The following is a 23,566-nucleotide window of genomic DNA, read 5'->3' as shown; positions in this document are numbered from 1 at the left end:
ACAAATAAGTGTACGTTGAATGATGAACGGGTATAACGATATAAATGTTTTCAAAAGGAGAATATATATGAAAATAGCTATAACAGGCGGGACAGGTCTTATCGGTGGAAAATTAGCTGATAAACTTCATCAAGATGGCCATGACATTCTTATTTTAACGCGAAACATAAAAAATAAGCAAAACAAAGAACGGTTTCAATTTGTCGAGTGGCTTACGCCGACAAGCTCTCCAGTCTCTATGCTTCAAGGAACCGATATCATTGTAAATTTGGCCGGAGAGTCAATTATGGGACGGTGGACGAAGTTAAAAAAAGAACGAATTCTCTCAAGCCGTCTTGAAGCGACAACTGAATTGATAACGATCATTAAAGAATTGGATCAAAAACCTGAGGCATTCATTAATGCTTCTGCAATAGGCTATTACGGGCACTCTGAAACAGCTATTTTTAATGAATACGATGAATCGATGAATCCTAACTTTTTATCAGAAGTTACGAAAAAATGGGAGAAAGCAGCTTCCCAAGCAACAAATCTAGGCATTCGAACTGTTTATGGAAGAATAGGGATTGTCCTCGATAAAGGGGGCGGAGCTTTACCGAAAATGCTGCTTCCATATAAATTTTTTGTTGGTGGGACTGTTGGGACAGGCAGACAATGGATGTCTTGGATTCACATCGATGACCTGATTGATATGTTCACATTTGCAATTACTGAAAAATCGATCGAGGGGCCTTTTAATTTAACCGCACCTCATCCAGTTCGAATGCAACAATTAAACCGAACGATTGCCAAAGTGATGAATAGACCCCATTGGATCCCAGCCCCCTCATTCGCTATTAAAACAGCACTAGGTGAAATGAGTGCCCTTGTATTAGAAGGAGCTTATGTTTATCCGCGAAAAGCCGTGCAAAAAAACTTCCCCTTCCAATATGAAGACCCAGAACCAGCATTAACTAACTTATTGCAGAAATAACATAGATAAAAAGCTTAGGTCCGCTTTCGGCCCTAAGCTTTTTAATGAACATACACTTGTTCAAAATGAATGTTTTTTTCATCAATACCTATTTTAAGCAAAAATTGCTCTGCTTGTTTTAATGTATCAAGCGGATACTGGGTTTGACATAAAAGAGTCGCTCTTCGTAAACTTTCTTGAAATTGTTCATTCAAGGCTAAGTCTCTTTTTACATTGTATATTGCTTTTAATACCCGTTCATCACGTTCAAAACTGACAAACCCTTCCGTCTGGTTAAAGTAAACGATAAGCGGCACATGTGTATGAGGATGGATGATGTGGGTTTTATAAAGATTCAAACGCTTTTCCCCCTTTTTGGTCCACGCCACCTTTTCTTTATCGTATGGAAAACCAGCTCGAAAGGTCAACTCTTACGCCCAGTTAAACAAAGATTTTTATGAAACGACTCCTGCTTCCAAAATGGTAAATGACCTTTTATGTGTGTCTATTTCAGCTAACACGCCATAAGGTAATAAACATTTAGGTTCATTATGTCCAAAACTTGCATTGTAAAGAACAGGCAACGTATCTAATTCAAATTCAGCTAAAACTTTTTTAATCGTACTTTTGTATTCCTCATAATAAAATTCTCCTTGCGGCTTAGCAAATAAAATGCCATTAATTCGATTAAGGATACCCATCATGCCATAGTTACGTAACCCATCTTCTAACAACCATGGAGGACAGTGAACTTCAGATGTTTCTAGAAATAATATGGTTTCGTTAAATTGATCTAACTCTGGGAACAAAGACGTTCCTTTTATAAACTGCAACACATCAAAACAGCCCCCAATTAAACGCCCTTGTACCGTTTTATTGCCTTGAATTAACTCATAATCATGATTAACCTTAAATGTCCGACCGATATCTTGGTTTTTACGATCCCACTCAAGCCTTTCACCAGTCCATGTGTCAGACACAGCAATAGTCCCGATTGGCCCGTCCTGAAAGAAAGTCCGCTCGACCCAATTTTTTGTATAATCCGACATCGCGACATTCTCTGCAAAATCATTTAATACCGATACTCCATAAAAGCTTGATAAACCCGCTTTTAAACACATCAAGTGCCCAACTGTATTATCCGAATATCCGGTAAATATTTTTGGATTTGCTTTAATCACATCAAAATCAACGTAAGGCAGCATGCGTATACTATCATTTCCACCTATGCAACAGATAATAGCCTTTATTGATGGATCTTTAAATGCAGCCATTAAATCTTCTGCTCGTTTCTCTGGATGTTTGTAAACATAACTAGGATCGGCAAGTGTATAAGGCATTTCAATTACTTCAAGTCCAAATACGTCTTGAAGTCGTTTTTTTCCTTGTTCGTAGCGCCATAATAGAGATGGGTCTCCAGCTCCACCCCAACTTAAGCTAACGGTCGCCACTAAATCGCCCTGTTTTAATCTTTGTGGTTTTGTTAAATTTAGCATATGCGTCCCCTCCTATTGCCTTCATTCGTTTTGTTTTTATGTAATCCCTTTTTCAAAGGCTCTAAAAAAAGGGAATGTTTCATCCCCATTATAATAGTTATTCATGTGCATACCATAGGTCATAATCAAAATCTAAATAAGGAAGGTTGTTTTCACTCAGCCAATTTGTATCAAGTGGATTCATTCTTTCGCTTTGTATCGCATCCTCAAGCATTTTATTCCAATAAGATTGTTCATTACCAACAAATTTAAAACCGTTTACATCATCACCCATAAGTTGTTCTCCAACTGCTGCTGCATTTTGAATAACTTCTTCAAGTTTTCTCATTCGTCCTTCACCCCTTTCCGTCTACTCACACATCGTTTTAGGTTGTCACTTATTCTAAAGTACCATTCTTAAGCCTTCACTTTTAAGCAAAATTTCAATAAAAATAAGGAAAGTACATGATTTTTGACTGTACAGCTTTCGTTCATCTTAGCTATACTTTTTATAACAGAACTGAAAGGGGATCTCGCCTTGTATCATCTAAAACGCTTCGTTAACGGACAAACCTTAATCTTGAAAAACATTCACACGCTTACAGATAAAGTATTTTTAGAATTTGAAAACGCGATTCATTATGCGAAAAAACTAAATACAATTGATCCTAGCAACCCATGGTCTGTAGCAAAAATCAAACAAGCCAAATAGTTGCCCTGAACCTATCTTATACCATGTAATAAGAAAAACGTCTATCTGCTTCCGTACATAGACATTGCCCTACCTAGTCATTGCTTTAACGTTAGGCTCCGGACACGATCTATCTCCTCCAAACCGTCTATTTTGTATCTCGCTATGGATGGTTTTAACAAACATTTATTTAAGGAACTAGCGAAACAACTGAGTAGGAGGATGAATTGGACAAAGTGTTATAAAAAAAGCCCTCATTAAAATATGAGGGCACAGAACTAGGTTTTTTTAACGTAGGTTTTGATCATCTAATTCATCTTTCATTTCTTCTTGTAAAGCTTCTAAACTTTCTTCTCTACGATGATTCTTTTGCTCAATTTGCTGCTTCTCTTTCTCGGACATTTCGTTACCGTGAGCTTCCTCAAGGCTTTTAGCTTCGTTCATTTTTTCTTGGGTGTTCTCAATAATTTCTTCTATTCTCTCTGGGTTGTTTGATCGATCGTCTTTATTTGGCATCATTCATCCTCCTTTAAGTTTCAGGGTTAGTATGTGTAAGTTGAAAAATTGTATGCACCTCTCATTCCAGCGAATAACGTATTCCCTTTCTTAGCCAACTAAAAGGGAAATATTCATTTTTTAAAATTATATAAGAGGGGTGAGGTTGTGAGTAACACACTAATAAAACAAATTCCTTTTTTAAGTAATTGCAAAGAAGTTATTGCAATTAAGAAGGGTTTTTCCTCAGATGATAAGTATCTAATACATATGCCAGACGGGAACAAAAAGCTACTACTTCGGATGTTTAATATAGAAGAGTTACGATCAAAGAAGACAATATACTCGATTCTAAAGAGAATGCAAAATTACCACGTTACTTGTTCCAAACCGTTAGCAATTGGCGAAGCAGGAAATCGAGGATATATGATTACATCATACATAGAGGGTAAAGATGCTGAGGATGAAATCTCAAACTACACTGTCCAAGACCAATTTAATATTGGTCTTGAGGCGGGGAGAGAATTAAAAAAAATGCATGCATTATCCGCTCCCCATCAAATGTCTTCGTGGTATTCAAGGAAAATCGAAAAACACAAGAAATATTTAGATGCTTACGCAGCATGTGAGGTAAACGTTATAAAGGATCAAAAAATCATTGATTTTATTGAGGAGAATACCCCACTCATGAAACAACGTCCGAACATCTTCCAACATGATGATTTTCACCTTGGAAACATCATTGTGAATAATAAGAAATTCGCAGGAATTATAGACTTTGACAGGTATGATTGGGGAGATCCTATTCATGAATTTCTAAAGGTAGGAATATTTAGCCGAGAAGTAAGCATTCCTTTTTCAATCGGACAAATTAAAGGTTATTTTAATAATAAAGACCCTGAAGAAGATTTTTGGAGGTTGTATTCACTTTACTTAGCAATGTGCGTTTTCTCTACTGTTATATGGACTTTAAAAACGAAACCAAATATGATAAATGAGATGTTAAATAAAGTTTATGTTTATTTAGAAGATCATGATTACTTCGATCGATTAAAACCTAAATGGTATTTATAGGGTGTTTGAGGTGAAAGATTGTACTTAGTGTTATTGATTTTAGGTATTTCTCTCTGCATTAAGCCTTAAAGTCAAGCATTTGTTAGAATAGGTTTTATGTTATCCGCCTTATGTTTTAGGACCTTTATAACCGGGTATTCAACACCTACAATCTTGAATTGAGGTGTCCTTATGTCTTCCAAAACAATCCAAGCTCTTATTGCGGCTTTCGTAGTAGCTGGAGCACTGTTGTTAATCACTAATATAAATACAGCAGGAATTACGGGAATTATAATCTTATCGATATTCACTTTCTTTTTATGGAAAATATTCGGTACAGAGGATACAAGAGATACTTCTACTTATTAGTAGTCGTATCTTTTTTAATCTCCTGCTACATCGTAAATGAGTACTGGCCTTCTCTAGTAGGTACTTCCATAGGTGGTTTTACTGCTTGGGCCTTTGTTGTTCCAATAATTGTTAGGAAAGTAGATAAAGCCAAGTAACTATACTATTATTTGAGGTGATCCCCTTTACTGTGCTTCTTCGAATATGAAATAACGAGAGGTTTTTACAAGTAGATACCTCGTTAAGCACACTAGCCAAGATCATTAAAAACTGAAAATTTTGATATAATTTGATATTTGGAGGTAGATGAATCATGCTCAAGTTTTTCAAAAAGAACGTTTGGACATTCTCTCTGTTAGGCGCATTATTCGTATCTGCTATTCAAATGATCAACTTATTAACGGAAAATCTAATCAGTATTGTTTTTTGGGAGGCTCTATCAGGTGCAGCTTTAAGTGGTTACATGTTATTTGCTTTTATTTGGTTCATTTCTAAAGGGAGCACCTCATCTAGAAAAAAAGGATGTTGACCCGTACAAGACGGGGAGAGAGTTACAGACATTCCCTCTCTCCTAAATAGGTCCTCTTACTAACTAAATTCATCGTTCGTAATTCAAGAGGAAAAAATAGCTCGTGTCACTTCTAAAACAAGTAACAAGCATGACCGATTTTGAATGGATTACAACGATCGATGAAATCCTAAACGTTTAACTCATGTGGTCAAAATGTGGTCAAGTGAGCAGATAACGGAGGGAAAACCTTATTACTTCAAGGTTAGCTCCGTCACGCTTTCAACTTGCGCTGTCCATGGAAACATATCAACGGGTTGAATTGATTTTACGTGATATCCACCTTTTTCAATAAGGTGCTGAACGTCTTTAGCAAGTGTAGATGGATTACATGAAACATAAACAATTCTCTTAGGCTTTGCTTTTATCATACTTGAAAGCAATTTCTGATCACAGCCACTGCGCGGTGGATCCACTAAAATCACATCCGGTTTAAAGCCTTGCTGTAACCATTTAGGCAACCATTTTTCAGCAGTACCCACTTCATAAACAGCTTTCACCCCATGGGCTTTTGCATTTTTTCGCGCATCTTCAATTGCTTCTTCTGTAATATCCATTCCTCTTATTTCAGATGCCCCATCTCCAAGCCATTGACCAATTGTTCCGACGCCGCAATAGGCATCAACAATTTTTTCCTTACCTGTTAACCGTGCAGCCTTTTTAGCTTCATTATAAAGATGTACGGTTTGATTAGGGTTCAGTTGGAAAAAAGCACGTGCTGACAAATCAAAACTAAATTCACCAAGCCGCTCATTAATGGTTTGTTCACCATCTAAATGAAGTGTTTTTTCACCAAAAATTAAAGACGTTTTTTCGTTGTTTACATTTTGCATTAACGACGAAACTTCTGGTAATCGTTTTTTTATTTCTGCAAGGAGTTCATCTTTCTTCGTCAGTTTATCCGTAAGCGTTACAAGTACGAGCTGAACTTGTTTCGTCTCAAATCCAATCCGGGTCACGATTGTACGAACTTCGCCTTGATGTTTTTTCTCATCATAAATCGGAATATTTAACTCGCTTAAAAGGTCTTTTACCACTTGAGTCACATGATTTAATTGTTTGTGTTGGACAAGGCAAGCTGATAAATCAATTAATTCATGTGTCCCCTCTTTATAAAGTCCTGCAGCAACTTTTCCACCTTTTTTTCTTGTTTGTAATTGACTTTTATTTCGATAGTACCAAGGGTTCTCCATTCCAATCGTTTCTTTTAGTGGTAACTTATTCTCTGGAAGTTTGGTATATCTAGAAAAAGCTTGCAAGACAATGTCTTTTTTCCCACGCAATGATGCAGAATAATTCATGTGCTGAAGTTGACAGCCACCACACTCTTCATAAATCGGGCAAGGAGCCTCTACTCGGTCCGGTGATTTTTTCCGAAGTTTTTTCACCTTTGCTTCGGAGAATCGCTCGCCAGCTTTTATTACTTCGACGACAGCTTCTTCTCCAGGTAATGCGCCTTTTACAAAGACGACGCGACGTTTAAAATAGCCAACCCCTTCTCCATTAATACCTAAGCGCTTTATAGTAAGAGGAAATTTCTGTCCTTTATGAACAACTACCCCTTGAGTACTTTCCTTTTTTTGGGTTGAATCTTTTTTCATGACTTCACTCCTGTTTTCTGCTAATCCCGTTTTAGGACCAAGATGCTTTACCAAGTATAGCAAATTCTTGTCCTTTCCTAAACTTTCTAATTCAACTAAGGTCAACTTCTGATAGAATGGAAAAAGAATTGTGTTTGAAGGTGGTGAACAGCTTGTCTATACCTACAGATATTGCATCATTAAAAATCATGGCTCATGTCTATAAGAAACAAGATACTGAGTCGGTATTTGAAAAAACAGTTGAAAGTTTAGTTAGCACTGTCCCTTATATTGACTGGGTAGGAATTTATATGTATGAGGATTTAAATCACAAATTAGTGGCAGCGTCCTGTTTCGAAAATGATTTACGTTGGGATTGTAATAGTGAATTAAAATTCCCTGTGACAAACGCAGCAAGCTCAGAAATTGGCATGATGATTGTACGTACAAAAGAAGCAATTGCTTTTGATGTAACAGATGTATCGACACTTGAAACAATAGCAAGTGCAATTGGTTATGAACTCACATTAAATTAAGCAAAAAAGCAGCCTAGGCTGCTTTTTTTACTTAAGGCAACGTATGTGATAAAGCAAGTTCATCCAAACTTCTAAATGTGTAACCAAGACGCTCACATTCATCAATAACATCAGCTAAAGCGGCGGCATTATCAGGTGATACGGAATGAACGAGCATAACCGCTCCTGGATGAATTCGTTTCATTATTTGTTCGTAAGCATACTCTTTGCCTTTAGGTTTATCAACTTCCCAATCCTTGTATGCTAAGGACCAAAAGACGTTTGTATAACCTAGCTCTTTTGATTTCATTAACGTGCGTTCGCTAAATTCCCCTCTTGGAGGACGTAAGTAATGCATCTCTTTTTCTCCAGTAAGATCCATAAACATTGCTTTTACACTATCCAACTCTTCTTTTAACTTTTGATCGTTTGCTTGTGGCAAGCTTGGATGATGAAATGAATGATTTCCTACGATATGTCCGTCATTAACCATCCGCTTAACTAAATCTCCCGCCGTTTTTAAATAATGACCAGTTACAAAAAAAGCGCCAGGTACTCTTTTCTCTGCTAACACATCAAGTACTTGTTCTGTGTAGCCATTTTCGTATCCATTGTCAAACGTTAAATACAATGCCTTTTCATTTGTATCACCAATGAAATACCCACCAGACTGTTGGAGCATATCTTTGTAATGAGGTTCTGTATCTGCTGGTGTATGCGTTGATGCTGGCTTATAACTCCAGTTATACGTCTTGTTGTCATAAGCATAAGCAGGCTTTGTGGTGAGGCTAAAAAAAAGAAATAATAAAAAAACCGCTGCTATTATGCGTTTCATCGTTAATCGCTCCTTCTTTTTCCTTGTCCATCGTCATAGATCTAGTATGAGTCATCTATTCATGAACTATGAGCAGCTTTTGTTAACTTTCGTTTTTTTTGGACTTGCATGTTCGATAAGGCTATGGTTTGATTGAATTTGATATCAATTCTGGAGGAAACATACTAAATGATTAAATTAAAAATATTGTTACAAGGTGCAGCCATGGGTATAACAGAAATCGTCCCTGGAGTAAGTTCAAGTACAATTGCCATGCTGATGGGCATTTATGAGAAGTTATTAGCTGCGATTAGTGATCTTACGACAGGTAATTGGAAGCGCGGGTTAAGTTTCCTCATTCCTCTTGGACTTGGGATGGTTGCTTCAGTTCTGTTATTTGTTAGTATTATTCGCTATTTACTTGGCGAACATAACCAACCAATGATGTTTTTATTTATGGGACTGGTACTTGGTATTTTACCTTTCCTGTGGCGTTCAGCACACTCTGAAACAAACCGATCCTTCCAGCCAATCCATTACATCATCATCGCTGTATCCTTTGTGTTAGTAGCATCGACAAGTTTTTTTGGAGAATCTGGACAAGAAGTGATGACTGATTTAACTATTGGATCATATATGTATTTATTTGTATCAGGTTGGATCGCCAGCACTGCTTTAGTATTACCAGGCATTAGTGGTTCCTTAATGTTCATGATTTTAGGTGTTTATTATACGGCAATTGCTGCTCTTGATGACTTTAATCTCTCCGTAATCATAACGATAGGATTAGGTGTTCTTGCTGGACTTTTAGTTACAAGCCGAATTGTAAGGTACTTATTTCATCATTATACTCAAATAACATATTCAGCAATGATTGGGTTAGTTGCAGGGTCTTTAGTCGTTATTTTCCCTGGTACATTTCCAACTACTTTCCTTTACGCACTTGTTTGTGTTATGGCCTTGATTTTTGGTTTAACAACTGCCTTAACATTTGGGAAAGCTGAACGCTCTTAATAGCTAACACAATTGTGTTAGCTATTTTTTTGAATTGTTTATCATTTTAAACAAAATGTTTGACGTTATCCTGTAATTGCCCTAAAATAATAGTACTGAACAATGAGAGCGGGGTGATTCGATGGTGGAGAGTACAAAGTAGATAGAAAAACGGCACGACGCGTACACGCCGTTTGGAACTTCTCGATTGCTTTCCAATCGAGTCGGGCTTCCGCTATTCTTGCGAAACCATCTACTCTTATATGAACTTGTGCGCATCACACATCATGTGTGGTTTTTTTTGAAAGAATAAGCGTAAGCCTCTAGTTCCAAATTAGGGATTCCTATTTTGAAACAATAACCAGGAGGTGACTCCCTCGTAACGAGGGGAATATTTGGACATACAACAGGGACTTAGCTTACTAGCGGTGGCGGTATTAATTGCCTTAACTGCCTTTTTTGTAGCATCGGAATTTGCTATTGTTAAAATACGAAGCACACAACTTGAACCACATTTAGAAAAAGGTAAAAAATCGGCGTTTCATGCAAAGAAAGTGGTTAGCCATTTAGATGAATACTTATCTGCCTGTCAGTTAGGTATCACGATTACTGCACTTGGAATTGGCCGTTTAGCAGAGCCTACATTTGAGAAAATGCTTCATCCCTTTTTTGAAGGTATGGTACCTGCTACAATGGTTACAACGCTTGCAGTCGTTATTTCTTTTGGTTTTGCGACTTTTCTACATGTTGTTATTGGGGAACTTGCCCCAAAAACAATTGCTATCCAAAAAGCTGAACAAGTAACGTTATTAATTGCACGACCACTTGTCTGGTTTTACCGATTGCTTTACCCATTCATTTGGCTTCTTAATGGTTCAGCTCGCATTTTAATTCGTATTCTTGGCTTTAAACCGATGTCCGAACATGAAGTTACGCATTCTGAAGAAGAATTGCGTTTGATCATATCGGATAGTTACAGAGGCGGAGAAATCAATCAATCCGAATTTAAGTATGTAAGCAAAATTTTCGATTTTGACGACAGACTCGCAAAAGAAATTATGGTTCCTCGCACTGAAATATCAGCGATATCCATAGAAGACAGCTTAGAAGATAACTTAGCAATTATGCGGGAAGAGAAGTTTACTCGTTATCCTGTTGTAAATGGTGATAAAGACAATATACTTGGCATTGTCAACGTAAGAGAAGTACTTACGGATATTGTATCGCCTGAAGTCACAGAAGAGATTGTGCTTGAAAACTATATACGTCCTGTTATCAGCGTCATTGAGTCCATCCCGATTAATGATTTACTTGTTGAAATGCAGAAAAAACAAATTCATATGTCCATTCTTTTTGATGAATATGGTGGCACCGCTGGACTGATTACTGCTGAAGACATTATTGAAGAAATCGTTGGAGAAATCCGTGATGAGTTTGACGTTGAAGAAGATCCTTTAGTCAGAAAAATTGACGAAGATCACTATTTGCTGGATGGAAAAACACTTATTTCGGATGTCAATAAATTATTAAACATTGAATTAAGTGAAGAAGAAGTGGACACAATTGGTGGATGGGTACTCACCGAAAAGTATGATATTGAAGTCGGTGGTATGATGATCTTTGGTAAATACCAATTTACTGTTAAAGCTTTTGACGGATATCAAATTAAATTAATTGAGGTTTTAAAGAACGAACAAGAAGATAGCCTTGAAAATCAATTCCAAGCTTATGGTTCTTAAAGCAAAAACAGCTGCGCAGTGCGCAGCTGTTTTTATTTATAACAATCCATGTCTGGCGTTCAGGTCTGCTGCTATTGTCTCCAGGTGAGCCGTACGATTCGTATAGTGAAGCAAATAACGATTTGCCTTATCATCCCACTCTATCAACGTAACACTTGTATTTCCTATCACAAAAGGGCGCTCCATCGAAGACCAATGATCTCCAGCAATCAAATACGTTAATAAACAGCTAATAAATCCGCCATGTGAAACTAAAATGATCGATTCATTTTCCCGATGCGCTTGTTTTAACTGGTGTAGTATCGATTCACACCGAGCAGTCAATTGTTCAACTGATTCGGTCCCTTCAATTCCAGATGCAATCAACTGTTTGCCTTTTGTTTCTGGAAATTGTACTGCGATTTCTTCCCTCGTCATACCTTGAAGTGGACCTAAATCGACTTCACGTAATGCTTCCCACTTTCGCACTGGAATTTCTAATTCCGTTCCGATTGCCTGGGCTGTGTCAAATGCTCTTGTTAAATCACTGGAATAAAGATAGTCAGCTCCAATTGTTTTACAGAACTGCGCAACCGCATCGGCTTGTTTTACTCCAAGTTCTGATAATGGAAAGTCCATTGAACCTTGAATTTTCCCAGCACGATTTCCTTCTGATTCACCGTGACGAATCATATATAGTTTCATAGCTTTTCCTCCTAAGCGCTTGGCCAATCTTTACGGAATTGCTTACACTTTGTTTCAATGTCATCAATCATTGAAAGAATCGAGTCAAGTTCTGCCACTGATGCTGAATCGGCATCCATTCCTTCTACAACACCTGCCAGAAGTTCAAATCGTTTTTGTAAGTAATCTAACTGTCTATCTTTTGTCTCAATTGTTCCACCCATGGATGTTAGTCTCTCCTTTTTTCGCAATGGTCTTAGTGTAACAAAGTCTTACGATAGTCTCAAATAGTCTTTTGTTTCTTAAACAGATGCGCTATGATAGAGCTTGTAGCAAAGGAGTTTGATTAAACAGATGTTGGAAACAAAAACACAAATTACGCCACGAAATGATCCTTGGGAAGCATACCGGGACATCGAAGATTTTGGGCAACTTACTTTATCAAACATTGAAGTGACAACCACAACTTTATGTAATATGCGATGTGAGCATTGTGCCGTCGGCTATACGTTATCACCTAAAGATCCAAGTCCACTCCCACTTGAGTTACTTATCAAGCGCTTAGATGAAATACCTGTCTTGCGCGCTTTTAGCATAACAGGTGGAGAACCTATGATGTCATTGAAGTCTGTCCGAGAATATGTTGTGCCATTGTTAAAATACGCCAGCGAGCGGGGCGCAAAAACGCAAATTAATTCAAATTTGACTATGCCTCTTGAGCGATATGATCTTATTTTGCCATATCTTGATGTTTTGCATATTTCCCATAACTATGGTAGTGTCGACGATTTTGCATTAATCGGTTTTGCACACTCAAAAAGAAAGCCTAGCATTAAACAACGTGAAATGATGTTTACCCGTATGGTTGAAAATGCAAAGAACCTGACTGCACGAGGTGTATTAGTATCTGCTGAAACAATGTTAAACAAACGCACACTGCCTCATTTAGAAAAAATCCACCATCAAATCGTTGAAATGGGTTGTCAGCGTCATGAAGTGCATCCAATGTATCCAAGTGATTTTGCTTCAGCACTTGAGACAGCTAGCCTTCCTGACATTCGGGATGGAATTAACCGGCTATTAGACTGTCGGAACCCTTCAACTTGGATGCTATTTGGTACATTACCTTTCTATCCATGCTCTGCTGATGAAGAAGACCTAAAGTTACAAAAACGTTTATACAGTGAACAAAACATAACAGTTCGTAATGACCCAGATGGACGTTCGAGGTTAAATGTGAATCTATTTAGTGGCGATATTATTGTCACTGATTTTGGTGACGTTCCAGAACTCGGAAACATTCAGGATACAAGGTTTGATGAAGCCTATCATACGTGGCAATATTCTCTTACAAACAAAAGCATCTCTTGCCACTGTCCATCCGTTAGTTGCCTCGGCCCTAACCTGCTTGTTAAAGACGCATATTATTCCGATGTTGATTTTCTAACACGACGTTCCAATTTATAAAATTTATAAAAAAACTTAAATACGCCGCTGCATTAGTGGCGTATTTATTGTTATCGAGGTTGAGTCGAAGTCATAAATGTAAAGGATAGATTGTCTTGAACAGGGATCCATGCTCCTATTCCTTGTTCAGTTATATTTTTTACATCTAGTTTTGGTTTCCCAGCTCTTAAAGTTAAGTAAACTTCCCCGTAAGTTACATTGCCTTTTTCTTGCACTGCAGGAACATAACCGTATAAATAACCTACCTGTCGAGCCGGTACATTGTATTGATTGTTTTTCTTTGTCGCTTGTCCAACCACTGTATCAAATGAAAGTGGAAGGCTTGTTTTTTCGGCGGCTTGAATCATCATCATTTTTTCAACAGCTTCGGCGTTTGGAATTTTTGCAGTTAATCCACCTGTGATTTTTTTCTGTTGTTCTTGGTTGTAAGACATTATTTTAGGTGCATTTCCACCACGATTGTCAATATAATTCGTATTTACCTTTTGGTATTCCCAATTGACTTCTGTCCCTTTTGATTCGTACGCCAAAGGCCACTCTCCCAAGTAGATAGACGCTTTCATAGCAAACCCAAGTTTTGCAAATTGAATGGATGATTCATTCATTATTCGAATAAGGTCTGGATTTTCTATTGTTTCATCCGTCGATTCGAGAAGTTGTTTTGCTAAATCGCTTGGTTGTAAATAAGGTAAATCCTGCGTAGGATTTTTATATGTGTTTTCCTTTGAAATTGATAAGACCGATTGTGGAATCATAAATGACTTTTCTTCCTGCTCCTTTGGTGCTTCATTAGCAAAAGCCAATGATGGAGAAGCCATTAAAAAAACAAGAAAACACATGATGATTTTACGTTTCACAAGAAGTTCCTCCTTATTTGTTTGTCTCTTAGTGTTTGATATCTTTTTTTGTTTTATCCATTGTCACAGAAATATTTGCACAAAAAAAACAGCAGCGCTTGGCTGCTGTTTTTTTACCTAATAAGACCTTGCTTCTGGGGTCGAGACGATCTTTGTCTTTTGGAAAACACCTCACTTCAAATCATGTATGGTCTTACATGACTGAAAAGACATTTTCATTGCTCAACGCAACCACCTCTTCTTAATAAAAGAAAAATGTGTAGACAAGTTACATCTCTCATAACCAATTGCAGTTGATCTATAGGAAGGACTGCAACAACAGCTGCTGCCCTTGCTACATAGAATGTCCTGCATTTAATTCTTTATTCATCTTCACGCTGTTTTTTCAGTAATTTAATTTCATCAGCAGCTTCTTTTGCCGCTTGAATTGCTTCCTCTGATGTTTCACGCATATGAGATGCCGTTCGGGTTAGTGTTTTTACATCATCCGAAATATCTTTCCATAAATGGTTCACATCTTCGATTGCTTCTTTTGCTTGAGCAACCATATTTTCACGGTTATCACGAATAAAAACATAAACATCATCTGCTTGTTGTTTTACGCCTTTTACTTCTTTACAAACACGTTCACGCCATTCTCTTTTAGACAATACAACAGCAATTGTTGCACCTGCAATAATCAAGCCCCACTTCTTTTTGCTCATTATAAAACCTCCTTCATGTACGAACGATGTATTTTGTCTAATCTTGTCTCTATTGTAAACCAGGTGACCACATATTTGTAAAGTGGAATGAAAAAACTGCCAACGATTTTACGGTTGGCAGTTTTGCTTAATTGTAAATTTGCACTAAGCTTTCGTCCGTTTCAAGGATTTCAAACGTATCGTCATTTTTTTCTTTTAGCTCTTGCAGTTGGCTCGATAATTTCTTAATTTCCAATTCCAATGCCGCTAATTGTTTTTTTTCTGTCTGATTCATCTAAAAACTCCTCCCCTATTCTAGGTTGTCTGAACAAGCGCTCAATCATTCATAGCATCTTAATAAGTTAAAAATAGTCTATCAGTGTTCACCTTGAATGTAAAGTGTCTTCCTGAAAAGGATTTAATAAAAAATACGAGTTTCTTCGACATAATTCCTCTTTATCGAAAATTTGTAACAAATTAAGCTTGTAAACGAAAAAATACATGGTATACTAATGATAAGAAATATTCAGAATAAAGGTGATAGCATGAGAAAACGACATTTAGTTCGTTACGAAGATTTAATTGCACAAAATCGTGATGAGCTTTTAAACGATCCTGAAGCACTCATAAAGATTGATGATAAACTTTATGAACGTGCCCAAAAAAAGAACGATCCAAGTAAAAAAACAAAAAATTACAGAACGAGCCGATTTTAGGCTCGTTTTTTTTGTATAGGTTCATATAAATTGCGCAAAGTAACCTCATAAAACTTGGAAATGGGGCTTTGTATGGATAACGTTTTATTATCTAGAATGTTATTTGGGACGTCAATGGCATTCCATATTATCTTCGCTACTTTAACCGTCGGGATCTCACTCGTTATTTTTTTCTCAGAATTGATGCGCGTTATTCGAAAAGATAATGATTATGCAGTACTTGCTAAGCGATTAACGAAGGGACTTGCCATTTTACTCGGCGTTGCTATTCCCACGGGAACAATTGTGGCAGTCATGTTGTCTTTACTATGGCCTGGTTTTATGGAAATTGTAGGACAAGTAATTGCTTTACCATTTCAAATCGAAATATTTGCCTTCTTTTTAGAATCACTCTTTCTGGCGATTTATGTTTATGCGGCTGACCGTCTTACTACTCCAATGAGAATCGTTAGTTCGTTCTTTATTGCCTTAGGTGCAGTCGCGTCTGCTGTTCTTATTACTAGCGCACACTCATGGATGAACACACCACAAGGATTTGAGATCATTAATGGCTCTATTGAAAATGTTGATCCCCTTGCTGCAGCATTATCACCAAGTTTTTGGTCTACATCATTTCACGTAGTTAGTACAGCTTATATGACCGGGGCTTTTGTTTTGGTTGCTGTAGCTGCCTATAAATTAATGAAACCAAACATTTCACAACGTGAGCGAAGTTACCACCATAAAGGATTGCTCTTAACGCTTGTGTTCGCTTTTTTAATGTCTGCATGGACTGGACTAACTGGCCATGATACAACTGTCATGCTTTATGAAGAAATTCCTATTAAATTAGCAGCAGCTGAAGGGTTATTTGAAACTCAATCAGAAGCACCTCTTACTTTATTTGGAACACCAAGTCCTGAAGCTAACGAAGTTATCGGCGGCATCGAGTTCCCCGCTATGTTAAGTTGGTTAGCCACGTACGATACAGATGCCGTTATCCAAGGATTAAATGATTTTCCAGAAGAAAACTGGCCTCCCTTATTTGTGCACACCTTATTCAATGTGATGGTTTTTATCGGTGGTGGTCTTATTGCCATTTCAGGCATTGGTCTTTTGTATTGGTTTATTAAGAGAAAAAAAGAAACATTTGTTTTTCCAAAATGGCTTCTAGCAGCCTTTGTTGCTTCTGGTCCCTTAGCAATGATTGGGATTGAAACAGGCTGGATTTTCAGTTGCACAGGACGCCAACCTTGGACAATTTTTGATGTTCAGCGGACATCAGATGCTGCCACAAGTTCTGGCAATCTTGGTTTAATTTTCTTCTTGTTTGCCGTACTTTACGCCGTGCTTCTTGTGATTACAAGCCTGGTGCTTTATTTCTATTTTAAACGAAACCCATTAAGTCAAGATATGGGTGCATCAGCTTCATAACATAAGGAGGATTTTATGGAATCTGTTTATATTGCTACCCTATTAATTTGGGTGTTGTTGTTTATTTATGCTGTTGCTGGTTCAATCGATTTTGGTACGGGTTTTTGGGCAATGTATTTTCAACGTCGAGATAATTTAGAAGCTACAACCATTGCAAATAACTTTCTCTCTCCTGCTTGGAAAGTAACAAACGTTTTTCTCGTGTTGCTTGTTGTGGCTTTTGTGGCTCTCTTTCCTGGTGCAGCACCGACACTAGGAACGCTAATGATCGTCCCTTTTTGTCTTGTCTTACTGCTTTTAACAATTCGTAGCGCTTTTATGGTGTACGCTTTTAGCACAGAGAAATATTCCCGGTTGCTTACGTTTGTGTCCGGAATGTGTGGTTTAGTCATCCCAGCCATTTTGATCAGTATTCTCCCTGCAGCGATTGGAGGATTTGTCACCGTCGCCGATGACCGTCAATACATCCTTGTGAATGAACTTTTTTCAAGCCCAGCGTTTTATACACATTTAGGGTTTGGACTAATGACAGAGCTGTTTATTTCTTCTCTTTTTATGGCTGATTACTCGAAGGAATCGGGTGATATAAAAACAGCACTGATTTATCGTAAAAATGCATTATTGCTCGGTCCATTAACTCTTGTTTTTGCGATTGCAGCTATCTTTACGTTAATTCCAGAAGCACCTTGGATGTTTGAGAATTTTCTCGACCTCTGGGGTTGGTATACTGTATCTCTTTTTGCCTTTGCCCTTGGTTATAGTGCCCTTTGGTGGCCTTCTAAAAATAAAGAACTCGGTCAACCTAGAGCCGCGCTTTTACTCATTATTGTACAATTTGGCTTAGCAAGCCTTGCTTACGGTATGGCGCATTTGCCCTACCTACTTTACCCTGATGTGACTATTTATGATGCCTTCACTAATGAAACCATGTTTCGCTACTTACTCATTGGCTTTATCATAGGGCTGGCTATCCTGATTCCTGTATTTATCTGGTTTTGGCGTTTATTTTTCAAAGACAAAGCTTACTTACAAAGCGACGGACACGATTATTAATAAAAAAATGAGGAGGCAATTGCCTCCTCATTCATTATTTTCACGGACTTGAACACCTGTAGGATAAGTGAATTTAAACATTGATTCATCAAATTCGATATCTGTTTCAATCATCGTTAATCGTGAGACAATTCCAACATGCCCAACATAATACTCACTTTGTCTCACTTGCAAACCTGTTGTTGTATCAAACCACATGTTTGTCTCTACGTTTCTAGACTCTGAAATAGCATGAATATGATGCGCTTTATACCCGTCGATTTCAAATACACCTTCATACGTTAATTCAAAGTCACTATCTTCACTAAGAAAAAGATTCTCTAACGGCAGACGCGCAACCGGCGGGGCATACTCATCGCCGGCGTCCATAATAACAACTTCATTATCAAGGTCACGATAAAAAATTCTTTCAGCTGGTGTTTGTGCTTCTTGCACAACAAATGCATTTCCTTCTTCATCAGAACCGGTCGCATCTCGATAAAAGTAATCGGCTCCATCATGATTTTTATAATAATGAAGCAGTTCATAATCTCTAGCTTCAAGCACAACCCCATCTTCATCAATATCATGATACGTCCACTCAAGGGAAAAACTCTCTAATTGTTCTTGAGCCTCAATCGCGGCTTCAATTATACCTTCTGGTGTTAACGCAGTATTGTTGTCAGCTTGATCACCCTCGGAAACGTTCTCATTCAGCTCATCTTCACTATGAGATCCTTCATTCTCATTGTTCTCGTTTTCTTCTTTTACTGCATCATCATTACTTTGTTCATTTTCATTTGTTCGTTCTTCACTCTTATTATCGCCGTCAGAATCTGATTCCACTTCACTGGTGCCTTCATTATTGCCATCATTTCCTTCACCATTTGCCTCATTTTCAGAGTTTATGTTATTCGTCGAACATGCTGTTAGCGCTGCCACACTAAATAAAATCAGGATACTTTTTCTCTTCACTTTTATTACCCCTTTCGATCATGTACTTTCGAAGACTTTTTTCTCTTTGCAGACAATCTGTCCATTGAAAGAACCTCATCATTAGGTCATTTTTTGTATTAACATTTTTTTTAGCGGCATTCTCAATCTTAGCATTGCCAAGTGCATATCTGCGTTATATATGATTTTTCATCTATACTACTACCAACTGTATTTTTCTGTTTTCAATAAGAACGGTTATCTGCTTTATTATACCTTGTGTGATGATCGACTGTGTACCACTTTACTTAACTTTGGTTTATTATTGTCAATCTACCAAGTATTATCAAACGCTTTCTTAGTTGTTCTTTCTTAAAAATCGTTCCCGTTATTTGAAAATTCAAACACAAAAACCACTCTCATCATCTTGACAGAGAGTGGTCTATTTTTTAATTACGCCTTTATAAACTGACGAATGTCTTTGATAATGACATCGATCGCTTCTTGCCAGAAGTCTGGTTTCGTTAAATCAACATTCAAATGTTTTTGTGCAAGTGCCTCTACAGTCATACTTCCACTATCTTGCAAAAGAGCAATATAGGATTCCTCGAAAGAGACTTCTGACTTTAACGCTCTTGCATAGATTCCCATGCTAAATAAATAACCAAATGTATAAGGGAAGTTGTAGAACGGCTGTCCTGTTATATGGAAATGTAATTTAGACGCCCAGAAATACGGGTCATAAGAGGAGATTTTTTCACCGTATGCTTCTTTTTGCGCTTCAACCATTAATTCGTTTAATCTTTCCGTAGGTACAATACCATCCTTACGTTCTTCATAGAATCGTGTTTCAAATAAAAAACGAGAATGAATATTCATGAAAAACGCCAATGATCGAGATAATTTATTTTCGATTAACATTTGTTTCACATCATCACTATCCGCTTCATCAACAAGCGCGTCGGCAACAATCATCTCTGCAAACGTTGACGCCGTCTCAGCAATGCTCATTGGATATTGTTTTTGTGATTGGACTTCATTGTCCTTAAGACACCAGCTATGGTAAGCATGGCCCAGCTCATGCGCTAATGTAGCCACATTTGACATTGATCCATCGTAAGTCATAAAGATGCGTGATTCTTGATTCACTGGAAAACTAGTACAAAATCCGCCTGGTCGCTTTCCAGCACGGTTCTCTGCTTCAACCCAGCCATCTCGTAAAGCCATCTCAGCAAAATCAGCCATCTTCGGACTAAAGCGTTTAAAATGTTTAACGATCAACTCACATGCTTTTGCATATGGGATATGATTTTTAGAATCATCACCAACTGGTAACGGTGCCCCTACATCATGGAGCGCTAGTTGATTAATTCCGAGTAGCTCTGCTTTTTTGTCCATATATGCGTATAATTCAGGTTTATTTTTTATGATAGTATCCCACATTGTCGTAAGCGTTGCTTCTGTCATTAAGTTCAGGTCAAGGGGCTCCTTTAATGCATTCTCCCACCCACGCTCTTCATAGAGCTTGAGACGGAAACCTGAAAGTCGGTTAAGTGTTTGCGTGAACAATGGTGACTGTTCTTCCCATGCAGCTTGGGAGGCGGCAAAGGCTCTTTCGCGAACGGAACGATCCGTGCTTCCAAGCCGATTATGTAATTGTCCTGCGGATAGATTCTTTGTTTCACCATCTTCATCAAATGGAATTTCCATCCGTCCCACGGCTTCATTATAGACAGAACCCCATGCGTGATAGCCATCTTTTGCTAGTTTAGCAGCTAACTCTTCTTTCTCTGAACTCATCTTATCCTCTGAAAGTTTACGCGTTTTTTCAAGCATAAAAGCAGAAGGTTTGACTGCGTCTACTTTCAGTAGCTGTTTGAACTGTTCTTCATCTAATTGTCCAACTTTTTCTTCTAGCACCAAATGAAGTTTTTGTGCTTTTACTTGTTGTTCCTGAACTTTTTCTGCTAGTAGAAGTGCTTGCTTATCCTTAACATTTTGTGCTGTTAAACATGAAACAAATGCCCCTGTCTGTCTAAGTCGCGGGCTAATTGATTCAATCGCTCGAACAAGTTCTTCTATGGTCATTTCATCACGTCGCTGAATCCATTGATTCATTCGATTATCCGTTTCGCGCAAGAATTCAGTGAATTCTTGCGAATCACTTCCACCTTTAAAAATTGATTCTAAATCCCATTTAATTGGAAAAGTCATGATATCCTCCTGAATTCAAATTATTTCGGAATCCGTAACAATATGAATTCTATCACTTTTTTCAGATTTTTGCACGTGTTAAATCCCATAAAAAAGACTCGTGGTTATCGCACCTACTGTTAACACACCAAGTAAAACAATGCACTTTTCTCCACGATGTAAGCTTGTCCATTTTTTAATCATTTAAAAAACCCCCTTCGCTCGATTAAGCTTATGAACGAAGAGGGATGCATATGACTAGTTGTTTAAAAGAGCTTCGAGTTTAGGAAAAACAGAAAGAGCCGTATCATAAAAAAAGTCTTGGTGAAATGCTTCAGGAATGATACTACCAAGCCACTCTGCATAAGGCTGCACTTGTACAAGTGGCCAATCTGTCCCAAACATATAACGACCGTAGCTATCACCATAAATTAAAGCATGGCGAAAATGATCAAAATAGTGATTATCTTTATGCTGATGCTTCGCTACTTTCTTTTTTTCACCGACAATTAAACCAGATAAATCAGCATAAACATTACGGTTTTTATAGATGACTTCAGCGGCACTTAAACACCAAGGATCACCTAAATGGGCCATTACAAACGTAACATTCCGATTTTTTACAGCAACCTCATCTATCGTTAATGGATGTGCATATTTCAAGATTGCATTTTCCGCATATGTATCACCGGTATGGAATACAACTGGCACGCTATGTTTGGCTGCCAATTCATAAACAGGTGCATACACTTTATCAAAAGCATAAAAAGGATAATAACCTAAATAGATTTTTATGCCAACATGATAAGGTTTGGTTAGAGCCTGATCAAGTAAATCTAATTCATTTTTTGTTAGAGCGAATGGATTGATTCCAATACAAATCCCCATTGTTTGCGGTCGACTAGGTATCGTTAACCCCATAAGTGCAGGAGCGTTTTCATCAGGAAATGCTCCACTTACGCTTTCCTCTAAACCCATGCCAACGGAAGCAACCACATTTGCTTCTTTCAATTCTGTATCTAAACCAGAACGTGTATACGCTATAGTTGATATTTCAGTCGCAGTTTTTCTAAAAGCGTCAATTTGAGAAAAATGGACATGAGCATCTATTATTTTCAATCGTCTCTTACCTCCTTCAGCGTTACACTATTTAGCCATTCCCACCCATTGCTTGAAGATAAACCTTTTGTCCAGACAAACACTTGTGGTTTCGACATAACCCTTTGCTCATCCGGCCATTTTTTTAACGGTTCCGTATTCATTGTAGCAAACACGTCTTTGTCTTCACGGAATTCTCGATTCATCATTGGTCCAAGCGTAACAAGTGTTTCGTCTGCTTGTTGGTCGTATAGTCGAATGACATCATGAAGAGACAGACCACTTAATTCTGTTTGCCCTCCATTTAGCTTAAAATACTCATCATCATTATCAAGAGGATAAATCGCTAAATTTTCTCGGTTGAAAAAAATACCTGTTAACCAATGCTTTTGGTCGACAAGAGAAGGTCCTCCATTTAGTTCATTCACATGCACAAGGATACTCGCACCAGGTAAAGTCACATAATACTGATTAAACTCTGCTTTATTCCATCCTTTATGATTGTTAAACTGAATCGAAAGTTTAATACCACTCCATTGCTGATTCCATTGATCAACCATTGTCACAAACTTTACTGTTCGGTTCTGATTCATAACGGTACGCAGCTGAAGGTTATGAGGAATTGTCATCATCCCACCCCCCCATGGATTCCACCAACTTTTAGGTCCGGGATTCGGATAAAGATTGTCAAGCCACTCACGCTTCGTTTGCAAAGAGTAGAGTGTCGGGTAATATTCTTTTGAAGCTTTAAACGTTAACACCCCATTTGACACAACATGAACCAATAATTCTTGATCTTGCTCTATTCGACAGTCGACCGGGTCATTCCCAATATAAACCCCTTGCAAAACCCTCTTTTTTTCATAAAGCTTGCCACTGTATTGGACCAAGAACGGGACAGTTGAGGTAGTAGCTTGCGGTTGGTGCATTACATTTATTTCACCTGTATTTGATTTAAATGGATAACGTGTTTCTGTTCCTTCCTGAATTAAAATATGTCCTTGATCTGCTTCTTTTTTTCCAGTTTCAATTTGAATATGAACTGAATGATTTGTCTTTATAAATCCATGATTGGCAAACTCGGCAAAAAGTTGAGGTCGCTTTGTTTTCATATAACCTAGTGATTGAGCAAATGTTTCTGCTGACGCATATACATTAGGGTACAGGGTGAGTTGCATTTGATTACTTACAGATTGTGGTTTTACGGGATCAATTCGCCAGCGTAACCCTAGGCTACGATTTATTTCTTGCCATTTTGCTTGAGAATCAGTGCGTATACCAAGATTGT

At 37.8% G+C, this 23,566-nt stretch carries 25 protein-coding genes; 11 read left to right on the top strand and 14 right to left on the bottom strand.

Annotated features, from left to right (window positions below):
- Nucleotides 1-67 precede the first annotated feature (67 nt).
- Entirely contained in the window at nt 68-973 is a 906-nt protein-coding gene (locus tag BK584_RS23875; protein ID WP_078395252.1) for a TIGR01777 family oxidoreductase, read from the top strand.
- A gap of 41 nt (nt 974-1,014) precedes the next feature.
- On the opposite strand, the gene BK584_RS23870 is transcribed toward BK584_RS23875, so the two are convergent.
- From BK584_RS23870 to BK584_RS23860, 3 genes are all read right to left on the bottom strand, one after another.
- Nucleotides 1,015-1,311 carry a hypothetical protein gene (locus BK584_RS23870; protein WP_078395250.1) on the bottom strand — a complete coding sequence of 99 codons (297 nt, stop codon included), beginning with the start codon at nt 1,309-1,311 and terminating at the stop codon, nt 1,015-1,017.
- A gap of 96 nt (nt 1,312-1,407) precedes the next feature.
- Nucleotides 1,408-2,448 carry a S66 family peptidase gene (locus tag BK584_RS23865; RefSeq protein WP_078395247.1) on the bottom strand — a complete coding sequence of 347 codons (1,041 nt, stop codon included), beginning with the start codon at nt 2,446-2,448 and terminating at the stop codon, nt 1,408-1,410.
- Nucleotides 2,449-2,545: 97 nt separating this feature from the next.
- On the bottom strand, nt 2,546-2,776 hold the full coding sequence (locus BK584_RS23860) for a hypothetical protein (RefSeq protein ID WP_078395244.1): 231 nt from the start codon (nt 2,774-2,776) through the stop codon (nt 2,546-2,548).
- Nucleotides 2,777-2,965: 189 nt separating this feature from the next.
- Here BK584_RS23860 and BK584_RS24890 point away from each other — a divergent pair, with 189 nt between their 5' ends.
- Nucleotides 2,966-3,139, top strand: a complete 174-nt coding sequence (locus BK584_RS24890; protein ID WP_169871506.1) for a hypothetical protein — start codon at nt 2,966-2,968, stop codon at nt 3,137-3,139.
- Between the two features lie 267 nt (nt 3,140-3,406).
- Here BK584_RS24890 and tlp read toward each other — a convergent pair whose 3' ends face one another.
- Nucleotides 3,407-3,634 (bottom strand): small acid-soluble spore protein Tlp, encoded by a 228-nt coding sequence (gene tlp / locus BK584_RS23855; protein ID WP_078395241.1) that lies wholly within the window; start codon nt 3,632-3,634, stop codon nt 3,407-3,409.
- Between the two features lie 147 nt (nt 3,635-3,781).
- Between tlp and BK584_RS23850 the strand changes: the two genes are divergently transcribed.
- Both BK584_RS23850 and BK584_RS23840 read left to right on the top strand, forming a co-directional pair.
- Nucleotides 3,782-4,687 (top strand): aminoglycoside phosphotransferase family protein, encoded by a 906-nt coding sequence (locus BK584_RS23850; RefSeq protein ID WP_139365759.1) that lies wholly within the window; start codon nt 3,782-3,784, stop codon nt 4,685-4,687.
- Nucleotides 4,688-5,327: 640 nt separating this feature from the next.
- The gene (locus BK584_RS23840; RefSeq protein ID WP_078395233.1) at nt 5,328-5,543 is read left to right on the top strand and encodes a hypothetical protein; all 216 of its coding nucleotides are present in this window, start codon (nt 5,328-5,330) and stop codon (nt 5,541-5,543) included.
- 233 nt (nt 5,544-5,776) lie between these two features.
- Here BK584_RS23840 and rlmD read toward each other — a convergent pair whose 3' ends face one another.
- Nucleotides 5,777-7,183 carry a 23S rRNA (uracil(1939)-C(5))-methyltransferase RlmD gene (gene rlmD / locus BK584_RS23835; RefSeq protein ID WP_078395231.1) on the bottom strand — a complete coding sequence of 469 codons (1,407 nt, stop codon included), beginning with the start codon at nt 7,181-7,183 and terminating at the stop codon, nt 5,777-5,779.
- Nucleotides 7,184-7,335: 152 nt separating this feature from the next.
- Between rlmD and BK584_RS23830 the strand changes: the two genes are divergently transcribed.
- Complete coding sequence (locus tag BK584_RS23830; protein WP_078395228.1) at nt 7,336-7,698, top strand: GAF domain-containing protein; 363 nt, start codon at nt 7,336-7,338, stop codon at nt 7,696-7,698.
- 31 nt (nt 7,699-7,729) lie between these two features.
- Here the strand turns inward: BK584_RS23830 and pdaA are convergent, their stop codons facing one another.
- Nucleotides 7,730-8,512, bottom strand: coding sequence for a delta-lactam-biosynthetic de-N-acetylase (pdaA, locus tag BK584_RS23825; protein ID WP_078395225.1), 783 nt, complete (start codon nt 8,510-8,512; stop codon nt 7,730-7,732).
- Nucleotides 8,513-8,680: 168 nt separating this feature from the next.
- Between pdaA and BK584_RS23820 the strand changes: the two genes are divergently transcribed.
- The gene (locus BK584_RS23820; protein WP_078395222.1) at nt 8,681-9,505 is read left to right on the top strand and encodes a DUF368 domain-containing protein; all 825 of its coding nucleotides are present in this window, start codon (nt 8,681-8,683) and stop codon (nt 9,503-9,505) included.
- A 374-nt stretch (nt 9,506-9,879) separates the two neighbouring features.
- Nucleotides 9,880-11,223 (top strand): hemolysin family protein, encoded by a 1,344-nt coding sequence (locus BK584_RS23815; RefSeq protein WP_078395220.1) that lies wholly within the window; start codon nt 9,880-9,882, stop codon nt 11,221-11,223.
- A gap of 36 nt (nt 11,224-11,259) precedes the next feature.
- Here BK584_RS23815 and BK584_RS23810 read toward each other — a convergent pair whose 3' ends face one another.
- Both BK584_RS23810 and BK584_RS23805 read right to left on the bottom strand, forming a co-directional pair.
- The gene (locus BK584_RS23810; protein WP_078395217.1) at nt 11,260-11,907 is read right to left on the bottom strand and encodes a histidine phosphatase family protein; all 648 of its coding nucleotides are present in this window, start codon (nt 11,905-11,907) and stop codon (nt 11,260-11,262) included.
- An 11-nt stretch (nt 11,908-11,918) separates the two neighbouring features.
- The gene (locus BK584_RS23805) at nt 11,919-12,110 is read right to left on the bottom strand and encodes an SE1561 family protein (RefSeq protein ID WP_078395214.1); all 192 of its coding nucleotides are present in this window, start codon (nt 12,108-12,110) and stop codon (nt 11,919-11,921) included.
- A gap of 130 nt (nt 12,111-12,240) precedes the next feature.
- Here BK584_RS23805 and yfkAB point away from each other — a divergent pair, with 130 nt between their 5' ends.
- On the top strand, nt 12,241-13,353 hold the full coding sequence (gene yfkAB / locus BK584_RS23800; protein ID WP_437182762.1) for a radical SAM/CxCxxxxC motif protein YfkAB: 1,113 nt from the start codon (nt 12,241-12,243) through the stop codon (nt 13,351-13,353).
- 50 nt (nt 13,354-13,403) lie between these two features.
- Here yfkAB and BK584_RS23795 read toward each other — a convergent pair whose 3' ends face one another.
- The 3 genes from BK584_RS23795 to BK584_RS24885 form a co-directional block, all read right to left on the bottom strand.
- Nucleotides 13,404-14,171, bottom strand: coding sequence for a YfkD famly protein (locus BK584_RS23795; protein WP_245809038.1), 768 nt, complete (start codon nt 14,169-14,171; stop codon nt 13,404-13,406).
- Between the two features lie 401 nt (nt 14,172-14,572).
- On the bottom strand, nt 14,573-14,914 hold the full coding sequence (locus BK584_RS23790; RefSeq protein ID WP_078395212.1) for a hypothetical protein: 342 nt from the start codon (nt 14,912-14,914) through the stop codon (nt 14,573-14,575).
- A gap of 127 nt (nt 14,915-15,041) precedes the next feature.
- Nucleotides 15,042-15,188: a hypothetical protein gene (locus tag BK584_RS24885; protein ID WP_169871505.1), complete on the bottom strand. Its 147-nt coding sequence runs from the start codon at nt 15,186-15,188 to the stop codon at nt 15,042-15,044.
- Between the two features lie 250 nt (nt 15,189-15,438).
- On the opposite strand from BK584_RS24885, the gene BK584_RS23785 reads away from it, so the two are divergent.
- From BK584_RS23785 to BK584_RS23775, 3 genes are all read left to right on the top strand, one after another.
- Nucleotides 15,439-15,609: an FbpB family small basic protein gene (locus BK584_RS23785; protein ID WP_139365758.1), complete on the top strand. Its 171-nt coding sequence runs from the start codon at nt 15,439-15,441 to the stop codon at nt 15,607-15,609.
- A gap of 72 nt (nt 15,610-15,681) precedes the next feature.
- The gene (locus BK584_RS23780; protein WP_078395208.1) at nt 15,682-17,022 is read left to right on the top strand and encodes a cytochrome ubiquinol oxidase subunit I; all 1,341 of its coding nucleotides are present in this window, start codon (nt 15,682-15,684) and stop codon (nt 17,020-17,022) included.
- A gap of 15 nt (nt 17,023-17,037) precedes the next feature.
- The gene (locus BK584_RS23775; protein ID WP_078395206.1) at nt 17,038-18,075 is read left to right on the top strand and encodes a cytochrome d ubiquinol oxidase subunit II; all 1,038 of its coding nucleotides are present in this window, start codon (nt 17,038-17,040) and stop codon (nt 18,073-18,075) included.
- Nucleotides 18,076-18,102: 27 nt separating this feature from the next.
- Here BK584_RS23775 and BK584_RS23770 read toward each other — a convergent pair whose 3' ends face one another.
- The 3 genes from BK584_RS23770 to BK584_RS23760 form a co-directional block, all read right to left on the bottom strand.
- Nucleotides 18,103-19,029 carry a LolA family protein gene (locus tag BK584_RS23770; protein WP_078395204.1) on the bottom strand — a complete coding sequence of 309 codons (927 nt, stop codon included), beginning with the start codon at nt 19,027-19,029 and terminating at the stop codon, nt 18,103-18,105.
- Between the two features lie 411 nt (nt 19,030-19,440).
- Nucleotides 19,441-21,201, bottom strand: a complete 1,761-nt coding sequence (locus BK584_RS23765) for a M3 family oligoendopeptidase (protein ID WP_078395202.1) — start codon at nt 21,199-21,201, stop codon at nt 19,441-19,443.
- Between the two features lie 237 nt (nt 21,202-21,438).
- Complete coding sequence (locus BK584_RS23760) at nt 21,439-22,299, bottom strand: amidohydrolase family protein (protein ID WP_078395201.1); 861 nt, start codon at nt 22,297-22,299, stop codon at nt 21,439-21,441.
- Between the last annotated feature and the right edge of the window lie 1,267 nt (nt 22,300-23,566).

The organism is Shouchella patagoniensis (genome assembly GCF_002019705.1).
GTDB lineage: Bacteria > Bacillota > Bacilli > Bacillales > Bacillaceae_D > Shouchella > Shouchella patagoniensis.
Note: the sequence above shows the minus strand (reverse complement) of the source record. Positions and strands in the feature narration are given on the sequence as shown.